Raw genomic sequence first — 20,766 nt, forward strand, 5'->3', positions numbered from 1 at the left:
GTGCTTGATATGAAGGAGCGGACCGCCTGCTTGCATCGCTTTCCTTAAAGTACACTGTGCTCCTGCGCAGGCAGGAGCCCAGTTCCTACGGTGCGATGATCCACAAATGGCGGGACTGGGCTCCTGCCTGCGCAGGAGCACGGCGCGCCTAATGACGGCAACTGGCCAACAGCCGCCGCCCGCTCAAAACAACCGCGACCCATTCGGCACTACCCGATCCGGCGAAAACAGCACCACCGCGCCCGCATCATCCGCGAACCCCAATGTCAGCACTTCGGACAGAAATTTCCCGATCTGCCGCGGCGGAAAATTGACGACCGCCACCACCTGCCGCCCCGGCAAATCCTCCAGCGCGTAATTTTCGGTGATCTGCGCGCTCGACTTCTTCCGCCCGATGCCCGGCCCGAAATCGATTAACAGCTTATAGGCCGGTTTCCGTGCCTCCGGATAAGGCTCCGCCGACAGGATCGTGCCGACGCGAATGTCGACCTTCAGGAAATCGTCAAAGCCAATGAGATCGGCAGCCACCGCCGCAGGATCGTGATTCAGATGCATGCCAACATGCTAATGCCAGCCACCGGGCGAAGTCGAAAGACGCCATCCTCCACCTTCGCCCGGCAAGACGGCCGGATTATTCCAGTTCCAGAATGATCGCATCGACCGGCAGGCTTTCGCCCTGCGCGGCGGACACGCTCTTCACCACGCCCGCCTTCTGCGCGCGCAGGATATTCTCCATCTTCATCGCCTCGATCACCGCGAGCGGCTGGCCGACCTCGACCTTGTCGCCTTCCTTGACGTTCAGCGCGACCAGCAGGCCCGGCATCGGACAGATCAGGAAACGCGACAGATCCGGCGGAATCTTCTCGATCATATGCTTGGCATGCACCGCCGCATGACCGGGTAGGATGCGCAGCTTGTGGCTCGCACCATGAGCGGTCAGCACGAAGCCCGAGCGCACCGGCGCGATCTTCACCGCCAGTTGCTCCTCACCGAACTCCGCCTCGATCAGCCGGTCGCCGGGCGTATATTCCAGCGCCAAGTCGATCGCCTCGCCATCGACGGTGACGTCATCGCCGTCGATCACGACGTCATGGATCGCATCCCCGATCTTCACTTGCCAATCGGTCGGCGGAGCGAGACGCTTGCCCAATTGCCCCTCGATCCGGCGAGCCCGATCCGCCTGCGCCATGGCGGCAAAGGCGCCGATAGCCGACAGGCGCTTGAGCAGCGTTTCGGAAGCCGGAGCGCCGATGAAGCCCTCCGGATATTCCTCGGCAATAAAGCCAGTGGTGATGTTGCCGGAACGGAAACGCTCATGCTGCATCAGCGCGGAGACGAAATCGATATTATGCCCCGGCCCCTCGATCTCGAACTGGTCGAGCGCCGCGATCTGCTTGTCGATCGCCTCGAGACGGGTCGGCGCCCAGGTGATCAGCTTGGCGATCATCGGGTCGTAGAACATGCTGACCTCGCCGCCTTCAACCACACCATCATCGACGCGCACGCCGTCCACCGCTTCCGGCGGATTGTAGCGGATCAGGCGACCCGTCGACGGCAGGAAGCCGCGATAGGGGTCTTCGGCATAGACGCGGTTCTCAATCGACCAGCCGTTGATCTTCACATCCTCCTGACGGAAGCTCAACTCCTCGCCATTGGCGACCCGGATCATCTGCTCGACCAGGTCGAGGCCGGTAATCTCTTCGGTGACCGGATGCTCCACCTGCAAACGGGTGTTCATTTCCAGGAAGTAGAAACCATCGCCGGTCTTGTCCGCGCCCGACACGATCAGCTCGACCGTGCCCGCGCTGAAATAGCCGACCGCCCGCGCCAGGGCGACGCACTGCTCGCCCATCTTCTTGCGCATCTCGGGGCTGACGAAGGGCGACGGCGCTTCCTCGACCACCTTCTGATGGCGGCGCTGGATCGAACATTCGCGCTCGTTCAGGTAAAGGATATTGCCGTGCTGGTCGCCCAATATCTGGATTTCGATATGGCGCGGGCTTTCGATGAACTTCTCGATGAACACGCGGTCGTCACCGAAGCTGTTCAAGCCCTCGCGCTTGGTCGCCTCGAAGCCCTCCCGGACATCCTGTTCGGAATAAGCAAGGCGCATGCCCTTGCCGCCGCCGCCGGCCGAAGCCTTCATCATCACCGGATAGCCGATCTCGTTGGAGATGCGGACGGCATGTTCGGTGTCCTCGATCACGCCGACATAGCCGGGGACGACATTGACGCCGGCTGCCTTGGCGAGCTTCTTCGACTCGATCTTGTCGCCCATCGCGGCGATCGCGTTGGCGGGAGGGCCGACGAAGATGATGCCCTCGGCGTCCAGCGCCTTGCGGAAGCTCTCACGCTCGGAGAGGAAACCGTAACCCGGATGCACCGCATCGGCACCGGTATCCTTGCAGGCCTGGATGATCTTCTCGGCAATCAGATAGGATTGGGCAGCGGGCGACGGACCGATATGGACGGCTTCGTCCGCCATCAGCACATGCGGTGCGCGGGCGTCGGCGTCCGAATAGACCGCCACGGTCTTGATGCCCATCTTCCGCGCCGTGCGGATGACGCGGCACGCAATTTCGCCACGGTTCGCGATCAGGATCTTGGTGATTGCCATTATCTATCCTTGCCCCAGTCCTATTTTGTTGCCCTTTCGAGCCAACCCATCCCTATCTTCCAGCGTCACCCTGAACTTGTTTCAGGGTCCATTTCGCCTCCTCAACCGACGGGTCCGAAGGCGCGATGGATGCTGAAACAAGTTCAGCATGACGGAAGAAGGGGAAAATTACTCAGCCGCCTCCAGATGCCCATGCGGCTGTGCCATCATCGGCGCCAGCCCGAGCTTGGAAAGCAGCGCGCTATCCTTGTCATCCCCGGCATTGGCCGCCGTCAGCAGCTTGTCGCCAGTGAAGATGCTGTTCGCCCCCGCCATGAAGCAGAGCGCCTGACAGGCCTCGCTCATGCTCTCGCGCCCGGCGGAGAGCCGCACCATCGACTGCGGCATGACGATCCGCGCCACGGCAACGGTGCGGACGAACTCCACCTCGTCGATTTTGGCGAGCGGCGTATCCTTCAGCATGTCGCCCAGCACCGTGCCTTCGACCGGCACCAGCGCGTTGATCGGCACGCTTTCGGGATGCGGCATGGTGGCGAGCGCGTGGAGGAAACCGATCCGGTCGCTCCGCGTCTCGCCCATCCCGACGATCCCGCCACAGCACACATTGATGCCCGCATCGCGGACATTTTCCAGCGTCTCGATCCGGTCCTCGAAGGTCCGGGTGGTGATGACGTTGGCGTAATTTTCCGGCGAGGTGTCGATATTGTGATTATAATAATCCAGCCCCGCATCCGCGAGCTGCTTCGCCTGATCGGCCGACAGCATGCCCAGCGTCATGCAGGTTTCCATACCCATCTGGCGCACGCCCTTCACCATTTCGATGAGCTTGGGCATGTCCCGTTCCTTGGGATTGCGCCACGCCGCGCCCATGCAGAAACGGCCCGAACCATGATCCTTCGCCTGCGCCGCCGCCTGAAGCACGGCCTGCACGTCCATCAGCTTGGTGGCTTTCAGGCCGCTTTCGGCTTCGGTCGACTGGCTGCAATAGCCGCAATCCTCCGGGCAGCCGCCCGTCTTGATCGACAGCAGGGTCGAAAGCTGCACTTCGTTGCGCGGGAAAGTCGCACGATGGATCGACTGCGCCTCGAACATCAGGTCGTTGAAGGGCAGGTCGAACAGCGCGGCGATCTCGTCGCGGGTCCAGTCAGTGCGAGCAATGGTGGTCATTATGCGGCTTCCTCTAGCCCCGCCGGGGGCATGTTGTGGCCGAGGAGACGCAGCACATCGGCGGCGCACTCCACGACGTTGGAGCCCGGTCCATAAATCCCCTGAACGCCCGCGTCACGGAGGAAGTCATAATCCTGCGGCGGAATGACCCCGCCCGCGATCACCTTGATGTCGTTGCGGCCCTTTTCCCGAAGCTGGTTGATCAGCTCGGGAATGAGCGTCTTGTGCCCCGCCGCGAGGCTCGACGCACCCACGACGTCCACGCCGCTGTCGAGCGCCAGCACCACCGTTTCCTCCGGCGTCTGGAACAGCGGGCCCGACACGATATCGAAACCCATGTCCCCGAAAGCGGATGCGATCACGTTGGCGCCCCGGTCATGCCCATCCTGCCCCATCTTGGCGATGAGCAGTTTGGGCTTGCGACCGAGGCGCCGCTCGACGGCCTGCACCCCGTCAAGAACCTGTTTCCAGCGGCTGTCCTGCGCATAAGGCTTGCCATAGACGCCCTTCACCGGCGTCGGCTGCGTGCCGTAGCGGTTGAAGCTGTCCTCCATGGCGGAGGAGATTTCGCCCAGCGTGGCGCGGGCGCGCGCCGCTTCGACCGCATGGGCGAGGAGGTTGTTTTCGATCGACTGCGGCCCGGCAGCGGCTGCACGCAGCGCTTCCAGCGCGGCCTGACACGCTTCCTCGTCGCGTTCCGCCTTGACCCGGTTGATGCGGGCAATCTGGGCCTCGCGCACCTTGGTGTTGTCGACCTCCAGCGTTTCGAGCAAATCCTCGTTCGCCAGACGATATTTGTTGACGCCGACGATGACGTCCTCGCCCCGATCGACGCGGGCCTGACGCGCTGCGGCGGCGGTTTCGATCATCGCCTTGGGCCAGCCGGCACCGACCGCCTTCGCCATACCGCCTTCGGCCTCGACGCGGTCGATGATCTCCTGAGCGGCGTCGACCAGTTGCTGGGTCAGCGCTTCGATATAATAGCTGCCGCCCAGCGGATCGACGACATTGCACATGCCCGTCTCTTCCTGGATGACGATCTGCGTGTTGCGCGCGATGCGGGCCGAAAAGTCCGTCGGCAGCGCAATCGCTTCATCCAGCGCATTGGTGTGCAGCGACTGGGTGCCGCCCAGCATCGCCGCCATCGCCTCAATCGTGGTGCGCATCACATTGTTATAGGGGTCCTGCTCGGTCAGCGACACGCCCGACGTCTGGCAATGGGTGCGCAGCATCTTCGAACGCTCGTCCTGCGCGCCGAGCTTAGTCATGACCCGATGCCACAGCACGCGCGCGGCGCGCAGCTTGGCGATCTCCATGAAGAAGTTCATGCCGATGGCGAAGAAGAAGCTCAGCCGCCCAGCGAACTTGTCGATGTCGAGGCCCGACGCCACGCCGTAGCGCACATATTCCGCGCCGTCCGCGATGGTGAAGGCCAGTTCCTGCACCTGCGTCGCGCCGGCTTCCTGCATATGATAGCCGGAAATGGAGATGCTGTTGAACTTGGGCATCTCGCGGCTGGTATAACCGAAAATGTCCGAGATGATCCGCATCGAGGGTTCGGGCGGGTAGATATAGGTGTTGCGGACCATGAACTCCTTCAGAATGTCGTTCTGAATGGTTCCGTCGAGCAACTTGCGCTCGACCCCCTGCTCCTCGCCCGCGACAATGAAGAAGGCGAGGATCGGGATCACCGCGCCGTTCATGGTCATGGAAACCGACATCTGGTCGAGCGGAATGCCGTCGAACAGAATCTTCATGTCCTCAATGGTATCGATCGCCACGCCCGCCTTGCCGACGTCACCGACGACGCGGGGATGGTCGCTGTCATAGCCGCGATGGGTGGCCAGGTCGAAGGCGACGCTGAGACCCTTCTGACCGGCCGCAAGGTTGCGGCGATAGAAGGCGTTGGATTCCTCGGCGGTCGAGAAGCCCGCATATTGCCGAATGGTCCAGGGGCGCCCTGCATACATGGAGGCGCGCACGCCCCGCGTGAACGGCGCGAAGCCGGGCAGGCCCGGATCGACGGTCACGTCCTGCGCCGTGTAGAGCGGCTTCACCGTGATCCCTTCCGGGGTTTCCCAGTTGAGATCCTTGCCCTTCACCTCCTTGGCGGCGGCGGCGGCCCACTGATCCAGCGTCGGCTTCTCGGTCATTTGCGTCCCTATCTACCCAATCGTCACCCCGGACTTGATCTGGGGTCCCGCTGCCCTCGTCCCGCTCGCAAAGAAGCGGGATGCCGGATCAAGTCCGGCATGACGAAAAACTCAATGCGCCTCTTTCGGCGTCTCCATGATCTCCGTCAGCACCCCGTTCATATCCTTGGGATGGACGAAGAAGATCAGCGTCCCATGCGCCCCGATGCGCGGCTCGCCCAGCACCTTCTTGCCCAGCCCCTCGAACCAGGCCTTGGCCTCGTGAATGTCGGGCACTTCATAGCACATATGATGCTGCCCACCGGCCGGGTTCTTGGCGATGAAGCCGTGAATGGGCGAGTTTTCGCCCAAAGGCTCGATCAGCTCGATCTGCGTGCCCTCGGTACCATTCACGCCCGGCGTATCGACGAAGCACACCTTCACCCCCTGTGCGGGCAGGTCGAAAGGCTCGTGCGTCAGCGTCGCGCCCATGACGTCGCGATAATAGGCCAGCGAAGCCTCCAGCGAAGGCGTCGCCACGCCGATATGGTTCAAGCGACCGAGTTTCATAACTTCATTCCCATCCTTGTCATTCCCGCGAAAGCGGGAATCCATCTCCTGCGCGCGCCCCAGATGCAACGTCCGGAGATGGATCCCCGCCTGAGCGGGGATGACGGGTTCACCTCACAACGGAATATTGTCGTGCTTCTTCCACGGATTTTCGAGCGCCTTGTTCCGCAACTTGCGCAACCCCAGGGCGATCCGCTTGCGGGTCGAATGCGGCTGGATCACCTCGTCGATGAAGCCCTTGCTCGCCGCCACGAAGGGATTGGCGAAGCGGTCCTCATATTCCTTGGTCTTCTCGGCAATCTCTTCCGGCGTCTTGCCGCGGAAGATGATCTCCACTGCGCCCTTCGCGCCCATCACCGCGATTTCCGCGGTCGGCCAGGCATAGTTCAGATCGCCGCGCAGATGCTTGGACGCCATAACGTCATAAGCCCCGCCATAGGCCTTGCGCGTGATGACGGTGATCTTCGGCACGGTCGCCTCGGCATAGGCGAAGAGCAGCTTCGCGCCATGCTTGATGATGCCCGAATGTTCCTGAGCCGTCCCCGGCAGGAAGCCCGGCACGTCGACAAAGGTGACGATCGGAATTTCGAACGCATCGCAAAAGCGCACGAACCGCCCGGCCTTCTTGGACGAATTGATGTCCAGCACCCCGGCAAGCACCATCGGCTGGTTGGCGATGATGCCCACCGTCTTGCCCTCGACCCGGCCGAAACCGCATATGATGTTCCCCGCATGGGCCGGCTGCACTTCGAAGAAGTCGCCTTCGTCCACCACCTTGCGGATCAGCTCATGCATGTCATAGGGCTGGTTCGCATTGGCCGGGATCAGCGTGTCCAGGCTGTCCTCGATGCGGTCCCACGGATCGGCGCTGGGCCGCTCCGGCACCGGCTCCTTGTTGGACGCAGGCAGGAAGTCCACGAAATCGCGCACCGCCAGCAAAGCTTCGATGTCATTCTCGAAGGCCACGTCGGCCACGCCCGACTTGGTGGTGTGGGTGACCGCGCCGCCCAGTTCCTCCTGGGTCACGACCTCGTTGGTGACGGTCTTCACCACGTCAGGCCCAGTCACGAACATGAAGCTCGAATCCTTCACCATGAAGATGAAGTCCGTCATCGCCGGCGAGTAGACCGCGCCGCCCGCGCACGGCCCCATGATAACGCTGATCTGCGGCACCACGCCCGACGCCAGCACATTGCGCTGGAAAATCTCCGCATAACCGCCCAGCGACGCCACGCCTTCCTGGATGCGCGCACCGCCGGAGTCGTTGAGGCCGATCACCGGCGCGCCGACCTTCATGGCGATGTCCATGATCTTGCAGATCTTCATCGCATGCCGCTCCGACACCGCGCCGCCATAGACGGTGAAGTCCTGCGAGAAAACGTAGACCAGCCGGCCGTTGATGGTGCCCGATCCGGTGACGACGCCGTCGCCCGGAATGTGCTGCTCATCCATGCCGAAGTCGATGCAATTATGCTCGACATACATGTCCAGCTCCTCGAAGCTGTCCTCGTCCAGCAGCACTTCCAGCCGCTCGCGGGCCGTAAGCTTGCCCTTGGCATGCTGGGCGTCAATGCGGCGCTGGCCGCCGCCCAGGCGCGCAGCATCGCGCTTGGCTTCGAGCTGTTCGATGATGGCGAGCTTCGACATATAAGGCTTCTCTCCGGCTTGTCGCGGACATCTTCGCCCGCCCCTTCCAATCTTTTCGCATTTTCGCAAATGCAATTTTGCTAATTTGCAAATTGCGACTTTGCAAATTATGGACGAATCATGGCTCGTGGCAATCGAATCTTCGCAGGTCCGCGCCTGCGCCAACTCCGCCTGGATCATCGCATGGACCAGGCGACCATGGCGCAGGCGCTGGGCATATCCGTCTCTTATCTCAGCCAGATGGAAAATGACGACCGCCCCCTCACCGCCAAGGTGAAGGCCGCGCTTGCCAGCGCCTTCCCCACCGACTGGGCCAGCTTCGACAGCCGGGAGGAGGAGCAGCTTCTTGGCGCCTTCACCTACGCCCTCGCCCATCCCGAACTGCCGGGCGCCGCGCTGGAACCGGAGCGGATCGAGAAGCTGCACCTGCAATTTCCCGAATTCGCGGCGCGCTATGTCGACCTCTACAACGCCCATATGCGCGCCAATGAACGCATCAACATGATCGAGGAGGCGATCGCCAACGATCATGCAGTCCAGGCCCGCTTGCCCTGGGAAGCCGCGCGCGACTGGTTCCATGAGGCGGGCAATTATGTCCACGCTCTCGACTGCCTGGCGGAAGACATGGCCGCCAGCTTCACCGCCGGCCAGACCCTGGACGAAGGTATGCTGGTCGAAGCCCTGGCCCGCCGCCACGGGATCGAGACGCTGATCGCGGAGACCCCGGACTCCTCGCTCCGCTCCTATACCAGCAGCGAGCGGCGCCTATTCGTCAACGCCGCCCTGCCCACAGAAAGCCGCAAGTTCATGCTCGCCCACCAGCTCATGATGCTGGAGGGGCAGGCGGTGATCGCTGACGTTGTGAGCAAGGCAGGGCTGCCCGTCATGGGCGCCGACCGCCTGCTCGCCATCGGCCTTGGCAATTATGCGGCGGGCGCGTTGCTGATGCCCTACGCCCCGTTCCGCGAAGCCGCCCGCGAAGTCCGCCACGACATCGACCGCCTCGCCCGCCGCTTCGGCGTCAGCTTCGAACAGGCCTGCCATCGTCTTTCGACCCTCCAGCGGCCCGGCCTGCGCGGCATTCCCTTTTTCTTCTGCCGCGTCGACATGGCGGGCAACATCACCAAGCGCCACAGCGCCACGCGCCTGCAATTCGCGCGCTTCGGCGGCGCCTGCCCCTTGTGGAACGTCCATGAAGCGGTCGCCGTCCCCGACCGGATCAACATCCAGTTGGGCGAGACCCCCGATGGCGTGCGCTATGTCTCCATGGCGAAGGGGCTGGTGAAACCGTCAGGCAGCTACAGCCGCACCCCGCGCCGCTTCGCGGTGGTGCTGGGCTGCGAAATCGCCCACGCGGCGAATTTCGTCTATGCCGACGGCCTGCAACTGGAGGTGGAGGGCGCCGCGACGCCGATCGGCATCACCTGCCGTCTCTGCTCGCGCCAGAGCTGCGACCAACGCGCCTTCCCACCCGCCGACCGCCCCATCCGCGTCGATCCCGACAACCGGCAGATCGTGCCTTACTGGATCGGCTAGGCGTTCCAGTAGTTTCCCCGAAGGCAGCGAACCACCCTAATCCGGCAACATCAAAGCCTCATCCAGAAAATCAAGAAAAGCCCGCACCCGCGCCGCCAGCCGATCCTGCGCGGAATAAAGCGCATGAATATCCTCGCCATCCCCCGCGCTAAAATCCCCCAGCACTTCGACCAGCCTCCCATCGCGCAAATCCTCCGCGACATGAAAGCGCCCATGTCGCGCGATCCCGCCCCCCGCGACCGCCATCTGCCGCACCACTTCACCCGAATTGCCGAAGAACCGCCCCTGAACCGGCCGCTGCACGACCCGCCCGCCGATCCGGAACGGCCAGCTATCCACCGACCGGCGGAAACTGAATTGCAGGCAATCATGCCCCTCCAGATCCTCCGGCGTTAGCGGTATGCCCCGCGCCGCCAGATAGGCTGGGCTCGCCACCAGCACCATCCGACTATGCCCCAGCTTCTTCGCCCGCAGCCGCGTATCCCGCAAAGGCCCGATGCGGATCGCGATGTCGGCCCGCTCCTCCACCAGATCGACCACCGCATCGGACAACGCCAGATCGACGGCCACCGCCGGATAACGCGCCAGAAAAAGCGGCAGGATCGGCAGCAGGCACTGGTTGCCGAAGGACACTGAGGCATTGAGCCGCAACAGCCCACGCGGCCCCCGTTCCTCCTGCCCCAATCCGCTTTCGACATCGGTCATTTCCGCCATCAGCGCCGTCATCCGGTCGCGATAGGCCGCCCCCTCCAGGGTCAGCGCCAGCGAACGCGTCGTCCGGCGCAACAGCGTGACGCCAAGCCGCTGCTCTAACCGCCCGATGCTGCGGCTGACGGCGGAGGGCGTCAGCCGCAGCGTCTTGGCGGCGGAAGCGAAGCTGCCCTCCTGCGCCACAGCCAGAAATGTCTCGATGTCGCCAAAGCGGTTGTCCATGCGTCACCCATGATTTCAAATCACTTCTATTGTGATGACTGTCATTCTAATCATCAATGCATGGTTCGCTTATTTCTGCGTTCAACCCCGAACAAAGGAGTATCCCATGGACCTGAAACTCGCCGGAAAGACCGCACTCGTCACCGGATCGACCGCCGGCATCGGCTTCGCCATCGCGAAGCGCCTTGCCGAAGAAGGCGTGGAAACCGTCATCACCGGCCGCAACCAGGCCAAGCTGGACCAGGCCACCGCGCAGATCGGCCAGGTCGGCAAGGTTCGCGCGATCCTGGCCGATCCCGCCACTGCGGAAGGCGCGGCCACGCTCATCGAAGCCGCTCCGGACGTCGACATCCTCGTCAACAATCTCGGCATCTACGAAGCCAAGCCGTTCACCGCCATCTCCGATGAAGACTGGCATCATTTCTTCGAGGTCAACGTCGTCAGCGGCGCCCGCCTCGCCCGACATTATTTCCCGCGCATGCTGGACAAGGATTGGGGCCGCATCATCTTCATCGCCAGCGAAAGCGCCCTGCTGCCCCCCGGCGAGATGATCCATTACGGCATGACCAAGACCGCCCAGCTCGCCATCGCCCGCGGCCTGGCCGAACAGACGCGCGGCACCGGCGTGACGGTGAATTCGGTGCTGCCCGGCCCGACCCGCTCGGAGGGGATCGTCGACTTCATCCAGTCGGTGGTCGAGAATAAGGACGCCCCTGAAGCGGAACGTGAGGCGGAATTCTTCCGGACGCTGCGCCCGCTCTCCCTGATCCGCCGCCTGATCGAAGCGGATGAAATCGGATCGATGGTCGCCTATCTCGCCAGCCCGCTCGCCGCCGTCACCAATGGCGCGGCGATCCGGGCGGAGGGTGGGATCGTTCCCACTATCGCCTAATATGGGCGCCTGATCCATATCCTGCTTGCGGGAACTGGCCCTGTCGCTCGTCTGTCTCTCCGGATAAGGATGGATGGATGAGCGACGCGGACATTCTGACGGACACGCCCCTCCGGCATGAGCTGGCAGACGCCGGCTATGCCCGCCTGTCCGGCACCGACCTGGTCGAACGGCTCGCCATCCCCTCTGCCAACTGGAACGCGCTGGCGCGAAGCTGGGACGATCTCGGCCCCGACCTCTATATGGCCGATGGTGGCCGCTACCGCCGCCGCCGCCACGCGACCTTCGCCTGCGAGCAGGGCGTCTTCACGCGCCAACCGCACCAGCCGCATTTCCAGAGCCGCGACTATAATCCCCTGAATGGCGACGTGCAGCGCTGGTTCGATCCCGTCCAGCAAGGCACGGTCGACAATAGCGCGATGCAGGCGATCTTCGCCTTCTGCGCGCGCAGCTTCCCCCTGACCGGACGGCAGCATGTCGAACTCCACCAGTTCCGCATAGAGGCCCGCACCGGCGAACTCGGCCGCCCCACGCCCGAAGGCATGCACCGCGACGGCGTGGACTGGGTCTTCGTCATGCTGGTCGAGCGTCGCAACGTCCGCGAAGGCGTCACCCGCATCGGCACGCCGGAGGGCAAGGAATTGGGCGAATTCACCCTCGCCCGCCCCGGCGATGCGGTACTGATCGACGACCATCGCATCATGCACGGCGTCACCGAAATTCATGCGGTCGACCCGGCGCAACCCGCCTGGCGCGACGCGCTCGTCCTCACTTTTGTAGCCGACCGCTGAGCCGTTCGCCTGGAGCGAAATCGAAAAAGCTGTCCCGATTTCGCCCGGAAGCTTATTTCAACAGCACCAGTTCCTCGGCCATGCTCGGATGCAGGGCCACGGTATCGTCGAATTCCTGCTTGGTCAGGCCCGCCTTCACCGCAATGGCAGCCGCCTGCAATATCTCCGGCGCATCCGGCCCGATCATGTGCAGCCCGACCACGCGATTGGTCGTCGCATCCACCACCATCTTGTAGAGCGCCCGCTCATCCCGCCCGGCCAGCACATTTTTCATCGGCCGGAAGTCGGATGTGTAGACCTTCACCGTTCCAAGCTTGTTCTTCGCCTGCGCCTCGGTCATGCCTACGCCGGCCAAGGGTGGATGGCTGAACACGGCGGAAGGCACGCAGTTGTAATCCACGGTCCGCGGATTATCCCCGAACACCGTGTCCGCAAAGGCATGGCCCTCACGGATCGCCACCGGCGTCAGTTGCAGCCTGTCCGTGACATCGCCCACCGCATAGATGCTCTCGCAGCTCGTCCGGCTATAGTCATCGACCTTGATCGCGCCCTTCTCGTTGAGCTCGACCCCGGCATTTTCCAGCCCCAGCCCATCGACATGCGGCTGGCGCCCGGTCGCGAACACCAGCAGGTCACAGGCCACCGGATCGCCGCTCTTGAAACGGACGCAGAGCGTGCCGTCCTCATTCTTCTCGATCTTCTCCATCTCGGCGTTGAAGCGGAAATTGATCCCCTTCATCGTCGAAATCTGGAGCAGCCGGTCGCGGATTTGCTCGTCATAGCCGCGCAACAGCGTGTTCGATCGATTCACGATCGTCACATGGCTGCCGAACTGGTGGAAGATGCCCGCAAATTCATTGGCGATATAGCCGCCACCCACGATCACGATCCGCTTGGGGCATTCCTCCAGATGGAAGACCTCGTTGGAGGTGACGCCATGCTCAGCGCCCTCGATCTCCGGGACGATCGGCCATGCGCCGGTCGAGACGAGGATATATTTCGCGCTGATCTCCCGCCCGCTCGCGAGCTTCACGCCATGCGGCCCGGTGATCGTCGCCCGCTCCGGGATCAGCTCAACCTTATGGCTGTCGAGCGTATTCTTGTAGAGACCCTCCAGCCGGTCCACATCGGCCAGCACATTGTCGCGCAGCGTCGTCCATTCGAAGTCGCAATCCGGCACATTCCAGCCGAAACGCCGCGCATCCTTCAGATCTTCGGCAAAATGCGCGCCATAGATGAGCAGCTTCTTGGGCACGCAGCCCCGAATGACGCAGGTGCCGCCGACGCGATATTCCTCGGCCACCGCGACCTTCGCCCCATGGGCCGCAGCCACGCGCGAAGCCCGCACGCCACCCGATCCCGCACCGATGACGAACAGGTCGAAGTCGTAGTCGCTCATGCATGCCTCCGCTGGATTGCGCCCGCATATGGAGCGTCCCCAGCGGAGTTACAAATGAGAATCTGCTTACTCCCATCCCGCTTGCGGGAGGGGCTTGTCCGTCAAACCCCACCCAAGGCCAGATCGATCAAAGCCATGGTCGAGGGATCGAACCCCTTCGGCCCTTCGGCTTCGATGGACTTGGCGATCTCCTTGCCCAACTCGACGCCGAACTGGTCGAACGGATTGATCCCCATCAGCACCGCATTGGCAAAGGTCCGATGCTCGTAAAAAGCGATCAGCGCCCCCAGAGCCTCCGGCGTCACATCATCCAGCAGGATCGTGGTCGAAGGCCGGTTCCCCGGATAAGCCCGCGCCGGATCGGCCTCATTATCCTTGCCCCGAAGCAAAGCCGCACCCTGCGCGAAGCAGTTCACCAGCAAAGCCCGATGATGCGCCGGATCGAGCGCATGCCCCGGCTCGATGGAGGCGATGAACTCCACCGGCGTCAGGATCGTCCCCTGATGCAGCAACTGGAACACCGCATGCTGCGCATCCGTGCCGACACCGCCCCAGGTGATCGGCGCCGTCGGCCCATCCACAGGCGCGCCATCCCGCGTCACCCGCTTGCCGTTGCTCTCCATCTCCAATTGCTGAAGATAAGAGGGCAGCAACCGCAGCCTTTCGTCATAAGCGAACAAGGCCCGCGTCTGGCACCCCAGCACCCGCGCATAATATTGGTCGACAAAGGCCGCGATCAGCGGCGCATTCTGCTTGGGATCGCTCAGCCGGAAATGCCGGTCCATCGCCGCCGCGCCTTCCAGCAGGCTCTCGAAAGCATCCCATCCCAGCGCCAATGCCGCCGGAAACCCAATCGAAGACCAGAGCGAATAACGCCCGCCCACGCTCTCCGCAAAGGGCAGCACGCGCGTTTCATCCACGCCCCATTCGATGGCCTTGTCCGGCGAGGCCGTCAGCGCGATCACCCGGCCATAGGGGTCTTCCACCCCCGCCTCGACCATCCAGTTGATCGCGCTCGCCGCGTTCAACATGGTCTCCGTGGTGGTGAAGGTCTTCGAAGCCACGGCGATCAACGTCGCCTCCGGATCGAAGCGCGAAATCGCCCGCTCCAGCGCCGTGCCATCGACATTGGAAACGATGGCGACGTCATAGCGCGCCCCATCCCCGCCCAATGCATCGATGATCAGGTCCGGCCCCAGCGCCGACCCGCCAATGCCGATATGCAATATATGCCGGATCGGCCCCAGCGCCTCGCCCTCTATGGCGTCGATCAGCGCCCGCATCCGCGCATGGAACATCTTGGCCCGCGCCACGCTGTCGGCATTGCCCTCGCCACGCTCGGCGGGATGCTCGGCGGCGCGGCCCTCTGTATTGTTGACCGCCTCCCCCGCGAACAGCGCGTCACGCTGCGCGGCAAAGCCCTTTTCCTCCGCCAGCTTCACAAAGCCCGCGACCAGATCGTCCGTCAGATGCGTCTTCGACCAATCGAAGCGGACAGGCCCTTGGCGCAGGGTGAACTGGCTCAACCGGTCGGGATCGGCGGTGAAGATGGATTTGAGATCGGCCTGGGGAAGAGCCGCAAGCGCTGCCAGTGCAGGGCTGGACATTGGGGAATATCCTTTTGTTTTGCCGTTGATCGATACCGACGCTGCACCTGTCGATTCTTGCCCATCCTAGCCAAGTCGTTCCGCTATTGCACCGTTCGAACAGAAAAATCAGGTTGCAGGGCAGCATGGAGTGAATATCGCTTGGTCTCTAGCGCGCTTGACGGCGGCTTTACGAACCCGCAAAAGCCGCGACGGCCTGTTTTCAGGGCGAATTGAAGGAAAAGACGATCAAAGCATGAGCGCAAAATCCGAAACGCGGGATTTCCTCTGGTTTCTCGCAAAGCTGGCGGTGTTCGTCTTCGTCCTGCGCAGCTTCATCGTGTCGCCCTTCAACATCCCGTCGGAATCCATGCAGCCGCGCCTGCTGATCGGGGATTATCTGCTGGTGGCGAAATGGCCCTATGGCTATTCGCGCTATTCGCTGCCCTTCGGCATTCCGCTGATCCCCGGCCGCATCTTCGCCTCGACGCCCCAACGCGGCGACGTGGTGGTGTTCAAGGCGCCGCCGAACCAGAAGAACGACTATATCAAGCGCGTCATCGGCCTGCCCGGCGACATGATCTCCGTGCGCGGAGGCACTGTCTATCTGAACGGCCAGGCAATCCCGAAGCAGAAGGTCGCTGACCTCGTCATTCCCGTCACGCCCAATATGGAAGATGCCGCCGCCAAGGAAGGCAGCCCATCCCCCTGCTATCGCCCGAAGTTCGAGGAAGCCGTGCCGGGCGGCCGCCAATGCCGCTACCCGCAATATCGCGAGACGCTGCCGGGCGGCAAAAGCTATAATGTCCTCGACCTGATGCCAGACGGTGCGGCGGACGACCGCGACACGGTGGTGGTGCCCGAAGGCCATCTCTTCATGATGGGCGACAATCGCGACCGCAGCGCCGACAGCCGCTTCCCGGCGGTCGACGGCGGCGGCATCGGCTTGGTCCCGGAGGAAAATCTGGTCGGCAAGGCGATGATCTCGGTCTTCTCGACCGACGGCAGCGCCAATTGGCTGCTTCCCTGGACTTGGGTTTCCGCCGCGCGCTGGAGCCGCATCGGGGAAGGCTTTTGACGAAACCTGACACCGAAGGCTGGCTGAAGGCCCTGATCGGCCGCGCGCCGAAGAACCCGATCGCCTTCCATCAGGCGCTGACCCATGGCAGCGCCAATGCGGTGAATTATGAGCGGCTGGAATTTCTGGGCGACCGCATCCTCGGCCTGCTGATCGCGGAATGGCTTTACGACCGCTTTTCAGACGAACCCGAAGGCAAGCTCTCCCGCCGCTTCAACGCCCTGGTTTCGGGCGAAACCTGTGCCGAAGTCGCCCGCAGCGCCGGGGTTCCCGCTCATCTGGTGCTCGGCAAGCAGGCCCGCGACGATGGCGCGGCCGACAGCGACAATGTGCTGGGCGACGTCATGGAGGCGCTGATCGGCGCATTATATCTTGAGGGCGGGCTGGAGGAAGCCCGCACCCTCGTCCGCCGCCTCTGGAGCGACCGCGTAGACACCCAGTCCAGCGCGCCCAAGCACCCCAAGTCCGCGCTCCAGGAATGGGCGGCGGCCAACAAGCGCAAACCGCCCGAATATGCGATGACGGACCGCTCCGGCCCACACCATGCGCTGCGCTTCACGGTAACGGTCAGCATCAAGGGCGCCGGAGAAGCGAGCGCGACGGGCGGTTCGAAACAGGAAGCGGAAACGGCAGCGGCAAAGGCGTTGCTGGACAAGTTGGCAGGCTGATCAGAAATTTTGTGCTATTTTATATTATGACGTGTTCCTGCAAAGGCAGGAACCCAGTTCAGCCGTTTGATCTGGGTTCTCGCGAGCCGCTTGTCTCGTTCGAATGCCTTCGCAGGAACACGCTTCGCTTTTGTGAAACGGAGTAATTTTTGGACCTCAATTCCGACAATCAACGCTGCGGCGTCATCGCCATAGTCGGCGCGCCCAATGCGGGCAAATCTACCCTGGTCAACGCCCTCGTCGGCCAGAAGGTGGCGATCACCAGCCCGAAGGCGCAGACCACCCGCACCCGCGTCATGGGCGTCGCGATCGAAGGCGACACGCAGATGGTGCTGGTCGATACGCCCGGCATCTTCGCGCCCAAGCGCCGGCTGGATCGCGCCATGGTGCAAGCGGCCTGGGGCGGTGCGCAGGGCGCCGACCTGATCGCGCTGGTCGTCGACGGCAAGGCGGGACTTGGCGCCAAGATGGAACCCATCGTCAGCGCGCTCGCCGCCCGGCCCGAGAAGAAGTGGCTGATTCTCAACAAGGTCGACATCGCCATCAAGGAAAAGCTGCTGGTCCACACCCAGCGGCTCTACGAACAGCTCGACATTGCGGAGACCTTCTTCGTCAGCGCCGCGACCGGCGATGGCCTTGCGGAACTCAAGACCGCCTTCGCCAACGCCATGCCCGAAGGCCCCTGGCACTTTCCCGAGGACCAAGTCTCCGACGCCACCGACCGCATGCTGGCGGCGGAGATCACCCGCGAACAACTCTATCATCAGCTCCACGCCGAACTGCCCTATGCCGCCGCCGTCGACACGGAAAAATATAGCGAGCGGGAGGACGGCTCGGTCGAAATCCACCAGCAGATATTGGTCGGCCGCTCCAGCCAACGCGCCATCGTGCTGGGCAAGGGCGGCCAGCGCCTCAAGGAAATCGGCTCAAAGGCCCGCGCCGAACTGGCCAGCCTGCTCGGCGTCAAGGTCCACCTCTACCTCCACGTCAAGGTGAAGGAGGATTGGGAGGACGACCGCTTCATCTACCGCGACATCGGTCTGGATTGGGTGGAGTAGGCCCCAGCCGCAACGTGCTCCTGCGCAGGCAGGAGCCCAGTTCCAACGTCTGAACTGGGCTCCTGCCTGCGCAGGAGCACCGAATCTCTATTCCGCCGCCACTTTCTTGGCAGGTGTCTTTTTCGCAGCCGGCTTCTTCGCCGCACCCTTTTTCGCCGGCGCTTTCTTCCCCTTCTTCGCGGGCGCAGCAGCAGCCCGCGCATCGATCAATTGCGCGGCCTCCTCCAGCGTCAGGGCATCCTGCTCGATCGTCTTGGGCAGCGTCGCATTGGTCGTGCCGTCGGTCACATAGGGGCCATAGCGCCCGGCCATCAGCTTGATCTCGGCCTCAGTGCGCGGATGCTTGCCCAGCACCTTCAGCGGCTCACGGGAGGAAGACCCCCGCCCGCCCTTGTTCGCCGCATCCGCCAGCTTGGCCACGGCGCTATTCATCCCTACCTCGAAAATCTCGGCGGTGGAGGACAGCCGCCCATATTTGCCGTCATGCAACAAATAAGGCCCGAAACGCCCGATATTCGCCACGATCGGCTTGCCCGTCTCCGGATGCAGCCCGATTTCGCGCGGCAGGCTCAGCAACTTCACCGCCCAATCCAGCGTCATTTCGCCATCGGGCAGATCCTTGGGGATGGAGCCGCGCTTGGCCTCCTTGCCCTCGCCCATCTCGATATAAGGCCCAAAACGCCCGGATTTCCGAACAATATCCTGCCCGGTTTCGGGATGCTGGCCCAGCACTTCCGGCCCTTTATCCTCGCCGCCATCCTTGTCCCCGCCCGGCTGGCCGAACTTGCGCGTATATTTGCACTCTGGATAGTTGGAGCAGGCGATGAACGCGCCGAACCGCCCGCCGCGCAGCGACAATTGCCCATCGCCGCACATCGGGCAGGCACGCGGATTGGACCCATCCGCCTTTGGCGGGAACAGCATCGGCTCCAGGAATTTGTCAAGCTCAGCGGTGATGTCGGAAGGCTTCTGCTCCATCACCTCGGCGGTCTTGGGCTTGAAGTCGCGCCAAAAGGCTTCCAGCACCGCCTGCCATTGAGCGCGGCCGCCGGAAATCTCATCCAGCTCATCCTCCAGCCCCGCGGTGAAGTCGTAGGACACGTACCGCTCGAAGAAACGCTCCAGAAAGGCCGTCACCAGCCGCCCGCTCTCCTCCGCGAAGAAGCGGTTCTTCTCGATCCGCACATAGTCGCGATCCTTCAGTACCTGAAGCGTCGAGGCATAGGTGGACGGCCGCCCAATCCCCAGTTCCTCCAGCTTCTTGACCAGCGACGCTTCGGAATAGCGCGGCGGCGGTTGGGTGAAATGCTGCTCCGCCGTCACCTTCTTCTTGGCCGGCGCATCACCCGCGCCCAAGCGCGGCAACAGCTTGGAATCATCATCTTCCGAATCGTCCCGGCCCTCTTCATAGAGCGCCAGGAAGCCGGGAAAGATCACGACCTGCCCCGTAGCGCGCAGCGCATGCTGGCCAGTGCCGTCCACCAGATCGATGACCGTCCGCTCCAGCCGCGCCGAAGCCATCTGGCTCGCCAATGCCCGCTTGAAGATCAGATCGTACAGCCGCGCATGGTCGCCGCCGCCCATCTTGTCGCGGCTGAATTCGGTCGGACGGATGGCCTCATGCGCTTCCTGCGCATTCTTCGCCTTGGTCTGATATTGGCGGGGCTTCTCCGGCAGATAGCCGCCGTCATAGCGCTCAGCGATCGCCTTGCGCGCGGCGGAGATGGCGCTGCCGTCCATCTGCACGCCGTCGGTACGCATATAGGTGATCGCGCCATCCTCATAGAGCTGCTGCGCGATCCGCATCGTATGGCTGGCGGAGAAGCCGAGCTTGCGCGCCGCCTCCTGCTGCAAGGTCGAAGTCGTGAACGGCGGCGGAGGATTGCGCGAAACCGGCTTGGTCTCGACCTTCTCGACGGTAAAGCGTCCAGCCTCCACGTCCGCCTTCGCGGCCATGGCGTCGCCTTCCTTGCCGATGGTCAGCCGCTCGATCTTCTCGCCGCGCCAGCGCACCAGCCGGGCGGTGAAGCCCTGCCCCGCCTGCTCCATCTCGGCCGCGACCGACCAATATTCCTGCGGCACGAAGCTCTCGATTTCGCGCTCGCGCTCCACGACCAGCCGCAGGGCCACGGATTGCACCCGCCCCGCCGACTTGGCGCCGGGCAGCTTGCGCCACAGCACCGGCGACAAAGTGAAGCCCACCAGATAGTCGAGCGCCCGCCGCGCCCGATAGGCGTCGATCAGATCCTCGTCCAGCGCACGCGGCTGGGCCATCGCCTCGGTCACCGCCTGCTTGGTGATCGCGTTGAAGGTCACGCGGTCCACCTTGGCGGGCAGCGCCTTCTTGGCACGCAGCACCTCCTGCACATGCCAACTGATCGCCTCTCCCTCGCGATCAGGGTCGGTCGCCAGGATCAGACGCGTCGCCTTCTTGGCCTCGTCGGCTATGGCCTTGAGCTGCTTGCCCTTGTCGCCATAATTTTCCCAACTCATGGCAAAGCCGTTGTCGGGGTCCACCGACCCGTCCTTGGCCGGCAGGTCGCGGATATGCCCATAGCTGGCCAGCACATGGAAATCGCCGCCCAGATATTTCTCGATGGTCTTCGCCTTGGCCGGCGATTCAACGATGACAAGCTGCATTCAAGCCCCGGTTCTGAAAATCTCTCACGTACACGCGCGAGTCTGAAAGTTG

16 protein-coding genes are annotated in these 20,766 nt (G+C 63.2%); 6 read left to right on the forward strand and 10 right to left on the reverse strand.

The window, feature by feature from the left end; genetic code table 11:
* Positions 1 to 183: 183 nt before the first annotated feature.
* From HUK72_RS04615 to HUK72_RS04640, 6 genes are all read right to left on the reverse strand, one after another.
* Positions 184 to 555: a tRNA-binding protein gene (locus HUK72_RS04615; RefSeq protein ID WP_176595734.1), complete on the reverse strand. Its 372-nt coding sequence runs from the start codon at positions 553 to 555 to the stop codon at positions 184 to 186.
* 76 nt (positions 556 to 631) lie between these two features.
* Entirely contained in the window at positions 632 to 2,617 is a 1,986-nt protein-coding gene (locus HUK72_RS04620; RefSeq protein WP_176595735.1) for an acetyl/propionyl/methylcrotonyl-CoA carboxylase subunit alpha, read from the reverse strand.
* A gap of 168 nt (positions 2,618 to 2,785) precedes the next feature.
* Complete coding sequence (gene bioB / locus HUK72_RS04625; protein WP_176595736.1) at positions 2,786 to 3,784, reverse strand: biotin synthase BioB; 999 nt, start codon at positions 3,782 to 3,784, stop codon at positions 2,786 to 2,788.
* Positions 3,784 to 5,937, reverse strand: coding sequence for a methylmalonyl-CoA mutase (gene scpA / locus HUK72_RS04630; RefSeq protein ID WP_176595737.1), 2,154 nt, complete (start codon positions 5,935 to 5,937; stop codon positions 3,784 to 3,786). The genes bioB and scpA overlap by 1 nt, the downstream gene beginning before the upstream one ends.
* 111 nt (positions 5,938 to 6,048) lie before the next feature.
* Positions 6,049 to 6,486 (reverse strand): methylmalonyl-CoA epimerase, encoded by a 438-nt coding sequence (gene mce / locus HUK72_RS04635; protein ID WP_176595738.1) that lies wholly within the window; start codon positions 6,484 to 6,486, stop codon positions 6,049 to 6,051.
* A gap of 114 nt (positions 6,487 to 6,600) precedes the next feature.
* On the reverse strand, positions 6,601 to 8,133 hold the full coding sequence (locus tag HUK72_RS04640; protein ID WP_176595739.1) for an acyl-CoA carboxylase subunit beta: 1,533 nt from the start codon (positions 8,131 to 8,133) through the stop codon (positions 6,601 to 6,603).
* A 120-nt stretch (positions 8,134 to 8,253) separates the two neighbouring features.
* Here HUK72_RS04640 and HUK72_RS04645 point away from each other — a divergent pair, with 120 nt between their 5' ends.
* Entirely contained in the window at positions 8,254 to 9,669 is a 1,416-nt protein-coding gene (locus HUK72_RS04645) for a short-chain fatty acyl-CoA regulator family protein (RefSeq protein WP_176595740.1), read from the forward strand.
* 36 nt (positions 9,670 to 9,705) lie between these two features.
* Here the strand turns inward: HUK72_RS04645 and HUK72_RS04650 are convergent, their stop codons facing one another.
* Positions 9,706 to 10,602 carry a LysR family transcriptional regulator gene (locus tag HUK72_RS04650; RefSeq protein ID WP_176595741.1) on the reverse strand — a complete coding sequence of 299 codons (897 nt, stop codon included), beginning with the start codon at positions 10,600 to 10,602 and terminating at the stop codon, positions 9,706 to 9,708.
* 106 nt (positions 10,603 to 10,708) lie between these two features.
* On the opposite strand from HUK72_RS04650, the gene HUK72_RS04655 reads away from it, so the two are divergent.
* A complete protein-coding gene (locus tag HUK72_RS04655; protein WP_176595742.1) occupies positions 10,709 to 11,494 on the forward strand; it encodes an SDR family NAD(P)-dependent oxidoreductase in 786 nt (261 codons plus the stop codon).
* A 77-nt stretch (positions 11,495 to 11,571) separates the two neighbouring features.
* On the forward strand, positions 11,572 to 12,285 hold the full coding sequence (locus HUK72_RS04660) for a 2OG-Fe dioxygenase family protein (RefSeq protein WP_176595743.1): 714 nt from the start codon (positions 11,572 to 11,574) through the stop codon (positions 12,283 to 12,285).
* A gap of 52 nt (positions 12,286 to 12,337) precedes the next feature.
* On the opposite strand, the gene gor is transcribed toward HUK72_RS04660, so the two are convergent.
* Together gor and pgi are read right to left on the reverse strand one after the other, a co-directional pair.
* Positions 12,338 to 13,684, reverse strand: coding sequence for a glutathione-disulfide reductase (gene gor / locus HUK72_RS04665; RefSeq protein WP_066557822.1), 1,347 nt, complete (start codon positions 13,682 to 13,684; stop codon positions 12,338 to 12,340).
* 101 nt (positions 13,685 to 13,785) lie between these two features.
* On the reverse strand, positions 13,786 to 15,291 hold the full coding sequence (gene pgi, locus HUK72_RS04670) for a glucose-6-phosphate isomerase (RefSeq protein ID WP_176595744.1): 1,506 nt from the start codon (positions 15,289 to 15,291) through the stop codon (positions 13,786 to 13,788).
* A gap of 235 nt (positions 15,292 to 15,526) precedes the next feature.
* On the opposite strand from pgi, the gene lepB reads away from it, so the two are divergent.
* The 3 genes from lepB to era all read left to right on the forward strand — a co-directional run bounded on the left by lepB (position 15,527) and on the right by era (position 18,074).
* Complete coding sequence (gene lepB / locus HUK72_RS04675) at positions 15,527 to 16,348, forward strand: signal peptidase I (protein WP_176595745.1); 822 nt, start codon at positions 15,527 to 15,529, stop codon at positions 16,346 to 16,348.
* On the forward strand, positions 16,345 to 17,016 hold the full coding sequence (gene rnc, locus HUK72_RS04680) for a ribonuclease III (protein WP_176595746.1): 672 nt from the start codon (positions 16,345 to 16,347) through the stop codon (positions 17,014 to 17,016). Before lepB ends, rnc begins: the two co-directional genes overlap by 4 nt.
* 149 nt (positions 17,017 to 17,165) lie before the next feature.
* Positions 17,166 to 18,074 carry a GTPase Era gene (era, locus tag HUK72_RS04685; protein WP_176595747.1) on the forward strand — a complete coding sequence of 303 codons (909 nt, stop codon included), beginning with the start codon at positions 17,166 to 17,168 and terminating at the stop codon, positions 18,072 to 18,074.
* Between the two features lie 87 nt (positions 18,075 to 18,161).
* Here the strand turns inward: era and topA are convergent, their stop codons facing one another.
* A complete protein-coding gene (topA, locus tag HUK72_RS04690; protein ID WP_176595748.1) occupies positions 18,162 to 20,714 on the reverse strand; it encodes a type I DNA topoisomerase in 2,553 nt (850 codons plus the stop codon).
* Between the last annotated feature and the right edge of the window lie 52 nt (positions 20,715 to 20,766).

The organism is Sphingobium sp. 15-1, from assembly GCF_013375535.1.
GTDB classification, from domain to species: domain Bacteria; phylum Pseudomonadota; class Alphaproteobacteria; order Sphingomonadales; family Sphingomonadaceae; genus Sphingobium; species Sphingobium aromaticivastans.

Coding starts and splice junctions, on each gene's coding strand:
- scpA (WP_176595737.1), bottom strand. CDS start 5,937: ATGACCGAGAAGCCGACGCTGGATCAGTGGGCCGCCGCCGCCGCCAAG.
- HUK72_RS04615 (WP_176595734.1), bottom strand. CDS start 555: ATGCATCTGAATCACGATCCTGCGGCGGTGGCTGCCGATCTCATTGGC.
- HUK72_RS04650 (WP_176595741.1), bottom strand. CDS start 10,602: ATGGACAACCGCTTTGGCGACATCGAGACATTTCTGGCTGTGGCGCAG.
- HUK72_RS04645 (WP_176595740.1), top strand. CDS start 8,254: ATGGCTCGTGGCAATCGAATCTTCGCAGGTCCGCGCCTGCGCCAACTC.
- bioB (WP_176595736.1), bottom strand. CDS start 3,784: ATGACCACCATTGCTCGCACTGACTGGACCCGCGACGAGATCGCCGCG.
- pgi (WP_176595744.1), bottom strand. CDS start 15,291: ATGTCCAGCCCTGCACTGGCAGCGCTTGCGGCTCTTCCCCAGGCCGAT.
- mce (WP_176595738.1), bottom strand. CDS start 6,486: ATGAAACTCGGTCGCTTGAACCATATCGGCGTGGCGACGCCTTCGCTG.
- HUK72_RS04620 (WP_176595735.1), bottom strand. CDS start 2,617: ATGGCAATCACCAAGATCCTGATCGCGAACCGTGGCGAAATTGCGTGC.
- topA (WP_176595748.1), bottom strand. CDS start 20,714: ATGCAGCTTGTCATCGTTGAATCGCCGGCCAAGGCGAAGACCATCGAG.
- HUK72_RS04660 (WP_176595743.1), top strand. CDS start 11,572: ATGAGCGACGCGGACATTCTGACGGACACGCCCCTCCGGCATGAGCTG.
- lepB (WP_176595745.1), top strand. CDS start 15,527: ATGAGCGCAAAATCCGAAACGCGGGATTTCCTCTGGTTTCTCGCAAAG.
- HUK72_RS04640 (WP_176595739.1), bottom strand. CDS start 8,133: ATGTCGAAGCTCGCCATCATCGAACAGCTCGAAGCCAAGCGCGATGCT.
- gor (WP_066557822.1), bottom strand. CDS start 13,684: ATGAGCGACTACGACTTCGACCTGTTCGTCATCGGTGCGGGATCGGGT.
- HUK72_RS04655 (WP_176595742.1), top strand. CDS start 10,709: ATGGACCTGAAACTCGCCGGAAAGACCGCACTCGTCACCGGATCGACC.